8 protein-coding genes, 1 tRNA gene and 1 pseudogene are annotated in these 7,975 nt (G+C 47.2%); 2 read left to right on the top strand and 8 right to left on the bottom strand.

All coding sequences use genetic code 11. The features are described 5' to 3' along the window. A pseudogene (locus Q0668_RS18210) lies at positions 1-208 on the top strand (nucleoside hydrolase); the annotation flags it as partial. Between the two features lie 466 nt (positions 209-674). On the opposite strand, the gene Q0668_RS18215 reads toward Q0668_RS18210, so the two are convergent. Together Q0668_RS18215 and Q0668_RS18220 are read right to left on the bottom strand one after the other, a co-directional pair. Continuing rightward, a tRNA-Leu gene (locus Q0668_RS18215) sits at positions 675-759 on the bottom strand. A 145-nt stretch (positions 760-904) separates the two neighbouring features. Next, entirely contained in the window at positions 905-1,288 is a 384-nt protein-coding gene (locus tag Q0668_RS18220; protein ID WP_298867233.1) for a GlsB/YeaQ/YmgE family stress response membrane protein, read from the bottom strand. 262 nt (positions 1,289-1,550) lie between these two features. On the opposite strand from Q0668_RS18220, the gene Q0668_RS18225 reads away from it, so the two are divergent. Continuing rightward, positions 1,551-2,750, top strand: a complete 1,200-nt coding sequence (locus Q0668_RS18225) for a VCBS repeat-containing protein (RefSeq protein ID WP_298867235.1) — start codon at positions 1,551-1,553, stop codon at positions 2,748-2,750. On the opposite strand, the gene Q0668_RS18230 is transcribed toward Q0668_RS18225, so the two are convergent. The 6 genes from Q0668_RS18230 to Q0668_RS18255 form a co-directional block, all read right to left on the bottom strand. Continuing rightward, positions 2,751-3,812 (bottom strand): dihydrodipicolinate synthase family protein, encoded by a 1,062-nt coding sequence (locus Q0668_RS18230; RefSeq protein ID WP_298867237.1) that lies wholly within the window; start codon positions 3,810-3,812, stop codon positions 2,751-2,753. Between the two features lie 51 nt (positions 3,813-3,863). Further along, the gene (locus Q0668_RS18235; RefSeq protein WP_298867239.1) at positions 3,864-4,901 is read right to left on the bottom strand and encodes an NAD(P)-dependent oxidoreductase; all 1,038 of its coding nucleotides are present in this window, start codon (positions 4,899-4,901) and stop codon (positions 3,864-3,866) included. A 109-nt stretch (positions 4,902-5,010) separates the two neighbouring features. Beyond that, a complete protein-coding gene (locus Q0668_RS18240; protein ID WP_298867241.1) occupies positions 5,011-5,547 on the bottom strand; it encodes a peroxiredoxin-like family protein in 537 nt (178 codons plus the stop codon). Between the two features lie 98 nt (positions 5,548-5,645). Beyond that, positions 5,646-5,933 (bottom strand): hypothetical protein, encoded by a 288-nt coding sequence (locus tag Q0668_RS18245; protein WP_298867243.1) that lies wholly within the window; start codon positions 5,931-5,933, stop codon positions 5,646-5,648. Next, entirely contained in the window at positions 5,920-7,299 is a 1,380-nt protein-coding gene (locus Q0668_RS18250) for a DUF1501 domain-containing protein (protein WP_298867245.1), read from the bottom strand. Before Q0668_RS18250 ends, Q0668_RS18245 begins: the two co-directional genes overlap by 14 nt. A 140-nt stretch (positions 7,300-7,439) precedes the next feature. Further along, positions 7,440-7,975 (bottom strand): YihY/virulence factor BrkB family protein (locus tag Q0668_RS18255; protein WP_298867247.1); only part of this gene is annotated, 536 nt, incomplete at its 5' end.

The raw sequence follows: 7,975 nt of genomic DNA on the forward strand, positions 1-7,975 counted from the left end.
TGTTCGTCCAAAAGACAATTATTTTGATTTGTCTTTACCAGGACGAGTAAGCGTTGCCGATGATGGTTTTACCAGCTTTAAAGCAGGAGAGAATGGCCGAGACCGATATCTGATAATGTCTTCAATCCAGGCGACGCGGGTTCGTGAAGCACTTCGTTATTTAGTGAGCCAACCACCATTACATTATAAAGATCAGAAAAACAAATAGGATACTCATCAGTAGATCTGAAGAAGCCTTCGTTCCGGGATATTTTCTGAAAGTGCTTAAAGAGTTCGGTTGCTATCTCATTGATTGAGAGGCTTTTTTTGTTGACTTCTTCTAACAGAGTAACGCAGGGAGCATTCCATCATCATTCCGTCGTTCAATTTTAGTTGCTTCTACTCCGCTCCAGCAGACAAACAGAACAGTCATTGATACAACAGGATACGAAGTCGTGTGACTAGTGAGACACTTGGGGGCACGTCATTCAGACCGTTGAGGCATGGCTTGCAAACTCTGCAGAAGTTGCACTAAAAAGCTATCTTCAGGTGCGAGAAGAGGACTATGAAAAAGTGGTGCAGTACACCCTCGCGTACACCAGCGTAGTCCCGCAAAATGGAAAATAGGGTGTCGGTGTAACTCATTGCAATGCAGTATCTTGCGAGATTCTGCGGGAATGAGATGTGTACAAATATAGCCGAGGGGGGACTCGAACCCCCACGCCCTTTACGGACCCGGGATTTTAAGTCCCGTGCGTCTGCCAATTCCGCCACTCGGCCATGTCTTTAAGATTATATAATAAAATGAGTTACTGCTTGCAAGTGTCAAACAGTGAAAGGACCGTGAATAATCCCTGCCAACCCCACACCAGATCGGGTTATTAATAACAGATTCAAACCGCCAAGAACAAATCGCGGACGCAGATCAATAGGTTTCGTCAACTAGTCTGCGGGCACGACGTCTTCGACGGCGGCGGTGTAACCAGCGTTCACCATCCTCGGATTCCGCAAAAAAGGAGCCTGACAGCAATCGATAGAAGAATAAGAGGATAAAAGCACCCCCCGTAGCAGCTAGAAAACCAAATGTGCTAATGGGAGTTACTTTGGCGCCATCCCAGAAAAACATGAGGGTACCGCAGCCTACTACACTGCCACCAATACCCATTAATAGTGTGCTGACCGCACCGCCCGGGTCTTTTCCAGGCATGATTGCTTTCGCGGCTAAACCAACTAAAGTTCCAAAGCCTACCCAGACCAACATCTCGTTGACTGCTTCCTGCATCATTTTGGTGGTATGCTCATCTAACATTATGACGGTCCTTCGTCGGTAAATGCTTATTCTGGTGAGGTTTATGAATATTAATGGCTGGGAGAAGGTGGATCCTGAGGAGAGAGCCATTATTTATCCGTTATGATCATTATCGTCAACCCCGGCATAAAACTTGGGTCGTGAACGATCTAATTGATATTTGATTAAAGTTTAGTAGAGTATATAACAATTCTAATACCCTCTTAATATTTTTGAAGACTCGGTTATTGCAATGAACGTTCAGCGGAATAAATTAAAATGTATGAAAGCAACCTTATTCCATTTTGTTGTCTGTTGTCTGCTGTTTCAAATTGATAGTGCCGTGTTTGCTGAAGCAATTGAGTTTCAGAAAATGGTGCTTTCAAACAAATATTATGCAGATGGAATTACCACTGGCGATTTCAACAAGGATGGTATCGTAGATATTGTTGCTGGACCTTACTGGTACGAAGGGCCTGTTTTTAAAACGAAGCACAGCGTTTATGAGCCTGTTGCGTTCCCTCCTGCGAAAAGCCCCAGCAATTGCATGCTACTTTTCGCTTATGATTTCAACGGAGATGGTTGGGATGATATTCTCGTCTTGGGGCGGGTGCATCTTCACAAAGCGTTTTGGTATGAAAATCCTCAAACAAGCAATGGAGCATGGGAGAGGCATTTTGTATTTGATCGCGTCCAGGGGGAATCGCCGTTATTGGTTGATATGACAAAAGATGGAAAACCAGAGTTGATTTGCCATTGGGGAGGCCATTGGGGTTGGTTACAGCCTGACTGGAACGCACCAGAAAAACCCTGGACATTTCAGGCACTCTCTCCCAAAGGGAACTGGGACAAATTTTATCATGGAACTGGGGCCGGTGATATTAATGGCGATGGTGCACCGGATATCGTGATTAACGACGGTTGGTTTGAAAACCCTTCACCGCAGACTGGAGAATGGTATTTTCATCCACTAAAGTTCTCAAAGGAACGGGGTGGGGCTCAGATTTTCGTATACGACGTTGATGGAGATGGCGATAACGATGTGATTTCCAGCTTGGATGCACATGGTTGGGGGGTAGCTTGGTTCGAACATATTAAAACAGGGGAGATGATTACTTTCAAACAGCATAAGATAATGGGAGACCGGAGTGAACTGATGCAATATGGTGCTGCTTTTACTCAACCGCATGCCTTGTCTCTGGTCGATATCAATGGTGATGGCCTGAAGGATGTTGTTACGGGGAAACGGCGCTGGGCGCATGGTCCGAAAAGAGATATTGAACCCAACGAAATTCCTGTGATTTACTGGTTTCAACTGAATCGATGCGCTGATGGGACGGTAAGATATACCCCCCATCTTGTAGATGATTGGTCTGGTGTAGGAGTGCAAATTGACGCTTTGGATGTGAATCAGGATGGGAAAGCCGATATTCTCAGTGCATCAAAATTAGGAACTTTCCTGTTTTTAAACAGTTCAAAATAATTAACCGCTGAGCCATTCATCTCGATGCGCTTCTACAAAAGCATCGTCGTTCAAATGCGGATAGGCTTGATAGATTCGATCTATCTCTGCAGACTGTCCGGGGCTCAGGTTTTCATCAGGATTCAAACACCAGGTCCCATCCAACAGTTTTTGGCGTTTCAGAATTTCATTAATGCCCGGGATACATCCCTGGAAGCGATGCGCGACATCAAATAGTACCGCGTTACAGTCAGTGATTTCGGTATTCCGGTGTAGCATTGAAACCGGTATTTGAGTTCCCTCTAAGGCGATTTGTTGACATTCTTCGAGAAGGGAAACCGCATTCCGAGTCCAGACGGCCCAATGTCCGAGTAAGCCACCAACGATGCGACGTTCAACCTGTTTCCCTTCTGATTGAAAACGAAAAGGGGTGACGAGATCGAGTAGGATGTTATCGTCATTCCCAGTATATAAGGCGATATCTTCCCTGCCCGATTCTGCAACTGCGCGAATGACATCGAGTGTTTGATATCGATTAAAGGGGGCCATTTTGATCGCGGCGATGTTTTCAATTTCACAAAAACGGCGCCAGAAAGAGTAAGGCAGCAAACGGCCACCCACATCCGGCTGCAAGTAAAAACCAAATACGGGAATGATTTCGGAGACCACCCGGCAGTGCTGGATCAGTGTGTCTTCGTCGGCGGATTTGAGTGCAGACAAACTGAGCAAGCCAAAGTGATATCCGGCGCCTTTGGCGATCATTGCCTCCTGAGTAGCCTGGCCGGTTTCTCCACAGATGCCAGCTACGCGTAACAGAGGTGCGCTCCGTTGTCTGTCCGCTCGATCCATTTCTTCGGCAGCCAGTTCCAGAACAGGTTGAAACAGATCAATACCGGGATTACGGATTTCAAATTGTGTCGTGTGTACCCCCACGGCCAGTCCGCCGACACCACTGGCTATGTAATAACGTGAAAGAGCTCGTTGTCGACGTTCATCCAGTTTGCGGGCAGACGTTAATGCAAGGGGATGCGCGGGTATTGCAGTTCCCCGTTGTAAAGTTTGCGTAATGAGTGATGGGTTCACAATGCTGTTATTCCGAGTATTCAATCTTCGTATTCTAACTGCGTAGCCAAGTTAAAACTTGCCACTGCGCGATTCAAAATGTGTAGGTTTTCCAAGTAGCGGACGATCATTTTTTATCCAGTCGGCAATCCAATTCATCAATTGATCCACGTCCACAAGGGGAACACTATAATGGCCATGCCCGTACTCCCCGTTATTAATTAAAGCATCTTCCGCTTCAGTTCCACAGAATTGAGGTGGTTTGCCGAACAGTATTCCAAATCGCTTGCAGATTTCGCGAACGCTAAGAATTTGCGGGCCAGCCACATTCAAATAATTCGGAGGGGATGTTGCATCGGGCAGTGAGCAAAGCGTCATAGCATTCGCATCTCCTTGCCAGATGACGTTGACGTATCCCATAGAGACGTCAATGGTTTTTTCCTGATAAACCTGTAAGGCGAGATCAACGAGCACGCCATAGCGGCATTCGACCGCATAATTCAAACGCACAATTGTCATTGGTATGTTCAAGGTGCGGCTGAAATGTTCGAACATTCGTTCGCGCCCCAGACAGCTCATCGCATATTCCCCTACCGGATCGGGTTTGTCTGTTTCGACAGATCCCTGTCCGGATGCATTGACCAGTCCGTAGACATTGCCCGTCGAAAAAGCAGTGATACGGCTATTGCGATATTTGTTACAGACAAGTGCCGGTAAGTAGGTATTCATGGCCCAGGTGAGCGATTCATTTCCTGTCGCTCCGAATTTCATGCCTGCCATGTAGATCACATGGGGCACATCGGGCAGACTATTAATAAATTCTGCATCGAGCAGATCGCCTTTCAACGTTTCTATGCCCAGATCTTCGAGAGGTTGTCGGCTCGATTCATCCGAGAATCGACTGACACCAATGATTCGGCGGCTGGTTCCAGATTCCTCATCACTGCGAAGAATCATCCGTGCCAGGGTTGGCCCCATTTTACCGGCGATTCCGAGGAGAATGAGATCGCCTTCTGTTTGTTTTAATGCGCTAAGAACCTGGGGAGTCGGACGGCTTAGCAGTTCGTCCAGATGTTCAATATTGTCGATCGTGGCAGGTAAGTGGGTCATGATGAATGTCAATTGGAATAGTGTTTTATCAAGGTGTAAAAATAAAGTCGTGTCAGGATTACTTTCGACATTATGACAGCCTGGTATTCGAAAAGGAATTCAAGGAAAGTTAATTAAAGGGAATCTCACAGGTGAGTAGCTGATTCCAGTCAGGTAGATCTGCTGAATTTTTCGAAAAGTGGCTGGCGACAACCTTTCCTTTGTCGAGTATCAAAGCAGCGCCCAGTTGGTGAAGATCTTTACCGGGAATTCCGGGAAAGAAACCGGAAAGGATGGTCGTCTTGAATCCGGACCACCAGATGGCGGGGCCGAAAGTTTCTGCCAGATTACCTCGCTTGATTTGAAAGAGTTGATAGAGCTTTCGATCCGGATCACTAAAATGATGCACATCTTGTAATTGATAACGGGCCAGTAACTTGTCGGCCTGTGAGTCATCCATCATATGAACGATGGCCAGCTGCATATTCTGTGCTGCTATTTGTTTGGAGAGTTCCTGAAGTTGTGCCAGCACCTGACGACAGAAGGGGCAGCCACCATGTCTGAGAAATACGACCAGCAATCGGCGGTCTTCAGAGAGTTCGTTTAATGCGTTTCCTTGTGAGGAAGTAAACGTAGAAAGCGCTTGCTTGAGGTGCTTTTGGTCCATAACGAAATCTCGTGCATCGCTGAGTCCTCGATTTTTCTTCAGTGTCGATATCAGGACTCAGACGGAATTGTAAAATGAGGGGCAAGTCAGACTTTAGTTTACCACAAGTCGTCTGGGTTTTCCTGGTGGAATTGGTCGATGCTTTGTACGGTCTGCTCAATCGTTTCGAGATCCGAATAGAACATGGCACTCGGATCGATTTTTCTCTGTTCCAGAAATTTGATCTCCGATTGTAAGCGTGGGATTTCTGCAGCGCGAGGGAGGATGACCAGCCAAATGATGCATAACACTGCGGTCAAAGACAGAAAACGGATCCAGCGAATACGGAAACTTTCCGATTGAAACGTCGGCTGTTTGCTCTTTTCGCTACCATTAAAAGAGTTCATGGATTACTTCACCATGATCGATGGCGACGGTCGGGCGACCTGAATGATCAAGGAAATGGATTCCCGGATCCATGCCTAAAGCACGATAAATTGTATGGTGGATATGTCCCGGACGCACAGGACGATCTGCGGGAGAATCTCCCAGTCGACTGGTAGACCCGATCACGCGACCCCCTTTGACACCTCCACCTCCCATGAGGCAGAACATGGAATTTCCCCAATGATCACGACCGGGAGTCCCTTTGCTCAAAGGAGGCCCACCATTTCCACCGTTATTCATACGCGGGGTGCGACTAAATTCGCCACACAGGACGACCAGTACTTTTTCACTCAACCCACGTTGTGCTAAATCTTCAAAAAGAGCACTGACAGCCTGATCCACTCGGGGCAGGTAGCTTTCCATCCCGCTTTTTAAATTCCAGTGATGGTCCCAACCACCAAAATGGACGGTAACAAAGGTCGTGCCCGCTTCCACCAGACGCCGTGCCAGCAGGACACTTTGGCCCCAGGTTTGGCGCCCATATCGATCTCGAATGTTTTCGTCTTCTGAATTCAGATCGAAGGCTTTCCGCGCTTTGTCACCGGTCACCATGTCGTAGGCTTTCTGATCCAGTCGATCCATCGAATTCAGCATGCCCGATTGATCAACGTCTTTGCGAAGTTGGTCAAATGATTTTAATAATGCTTTGCGTTCCTGAAGACGTTCAATGGATAATCCTTTTGCAGGATTCAAGTTCTTTACCTGGAAGTTCTTATTGTTTGGATCAGAACCCGTTTGAAAAGGATCGTGTTGAACACCCAGGAAGTTACCGCCAAAATAACCGGGTCTTAAACCAATACTGGAGGCATAGGGGACGGAGACATAAGCGGGCATACTGGGATCGCGTGGTCCTAAAACTTTAGTCGCCATCGAAGCAAAACAGGGGCTTTGACCTGGAGTCCTGGCACCGCTGGCACCACCTCGGCCTGTGAGCATCCAATGCCCCCCAGCAAAATGGTCACCGTTATTGTGATGGAGTGAACGCACGAGTGAAAATTTATCAGCGCACTTTGCCTGCAGCGGAAACATTTCTGTGATATCCATACCCGGTACATTAGTATGGATCGGATTCCAGATTCCCCGGCTTTCACTGGGGGCGTCCGGTTTCATGTCGTAGAGATCCATGTGACTCGGGCCACCATCCAGCCAGAGCAGTATGACGGATGTCTCTTTGGATTTGACCCCGTGCTGTTCCGCACTTTCTTTCGCATGTAAAATTTGCGAGAGGCTGGCCGAACCCATACCCGCGACGCCGACTTGTAGAAAATGCCGCCGACTTACCCCATCGCAATACTTACCAGATTTTCCAAATTCAACACGGAACATGTTTTTCATCCCTGTTATGAATAAGTCATCAACGATACTTTATGTGTTAATTTTATCGGTTAGAAGCGCGTTCCGTCAATAAGGAAGTGGCTGTTATTAAGGGGTTTATAGGGTCTTTTTGATCGAAATGCGTATGATGATCAGAGACTCTCTGCTTTCTCTCTGGCGGAACGATAAATAACGCCGTTGATTTCACCACCCATCATCAAGATGGCGCCGGTCATATACAACCAGGCGAGTAAGACGATGAATCCTCCCAAAGCGCCGTAGGTTTCATTGTAGTGAGCGATGTTTTCCACATAAATCCGAAACCCCTCCAGCATGATGACCCAACTGATTACAACAAACAGGCTTCCCGGCGTAATGATTTTCCAGGGAAGTTTCACACTAGGCACGGACCAGTAAATCACTGCTGTAGAAATCAACATAAATCCACAGGCAACCGACCAGCGCGTACCCGCCGATAACAACAGATGTAACCAGGGGATATTGTAGTTTTTGAGTAGGATACGCGCTACTTCCGGGCCAATCACTAACAGAATCATGGCAACCAAAAGCAAGAGTAAAACTCCAAAAGTGAGTAACAGAGAGAGTCCTCCTGACTTCCAGAATGACCTGCGATGATCCACCTCAAAAACAGCGTCCAGACCTGTGCCCATTGTCAAGAAAAGACGCA

Source organism: uncultured Gimesia sp. (assembly GCF_937910335.1).
Lineage (GTDB): Bacteria > Planctomycetota > Planctomycetia > Planctomycetales > Planctomycetaceae > Gimesia.

What these genes read in the sequence shown, in the direction of transcription:
- Q0668_RS18220 (WP_298867233.1), bottom strand. Translation starts at nt 1,288, where the DNA reads ATGTTAGATGAGCATACCACCAAAATGATGCAGGAAGCAGTCAACGAG.
- Q0668_RS18225 (WP_298867235.1), top strand. Translation starts at nt 1,551, where the DNA reads ATGAAAGCAACCTTATTCCATTTTGTTGTCTGTTGTCTGCTGTTTCAA.
- Q0668_RS18235 (WP_298867239.1), bottom strand. Translation starts at nt 4,901, where the DNA reads ATGACCCACTTACCTGCCACGATCGACAATATTGAACATCTGGACGAA.
- Q0668_RS18240 (WP_298867241.1), bottom strand. Translation starts at nt 5,547, where the DNA reads ATGGACCAAAAGCACCTCAAGCAAGCGCTTTCTACGTTTACTTCCTCA.
- Q0668_RS18245 (WP_298867243.1), bottom strand. Translation starts at nt 5,933, where the DNA reads ATGAACTCTTTTAATGGTAGCGAAAAGAGCAAACAGCCGACGTTTCAA.
- Q0668_RS18250 (WP_298867245.1), bottom strand. Translation starts at nt 7,299, where the DNA reads ATGTTCCGTGTTGAATTTGGAAAATCTGGTAAGTATTGCGATGGGGTA.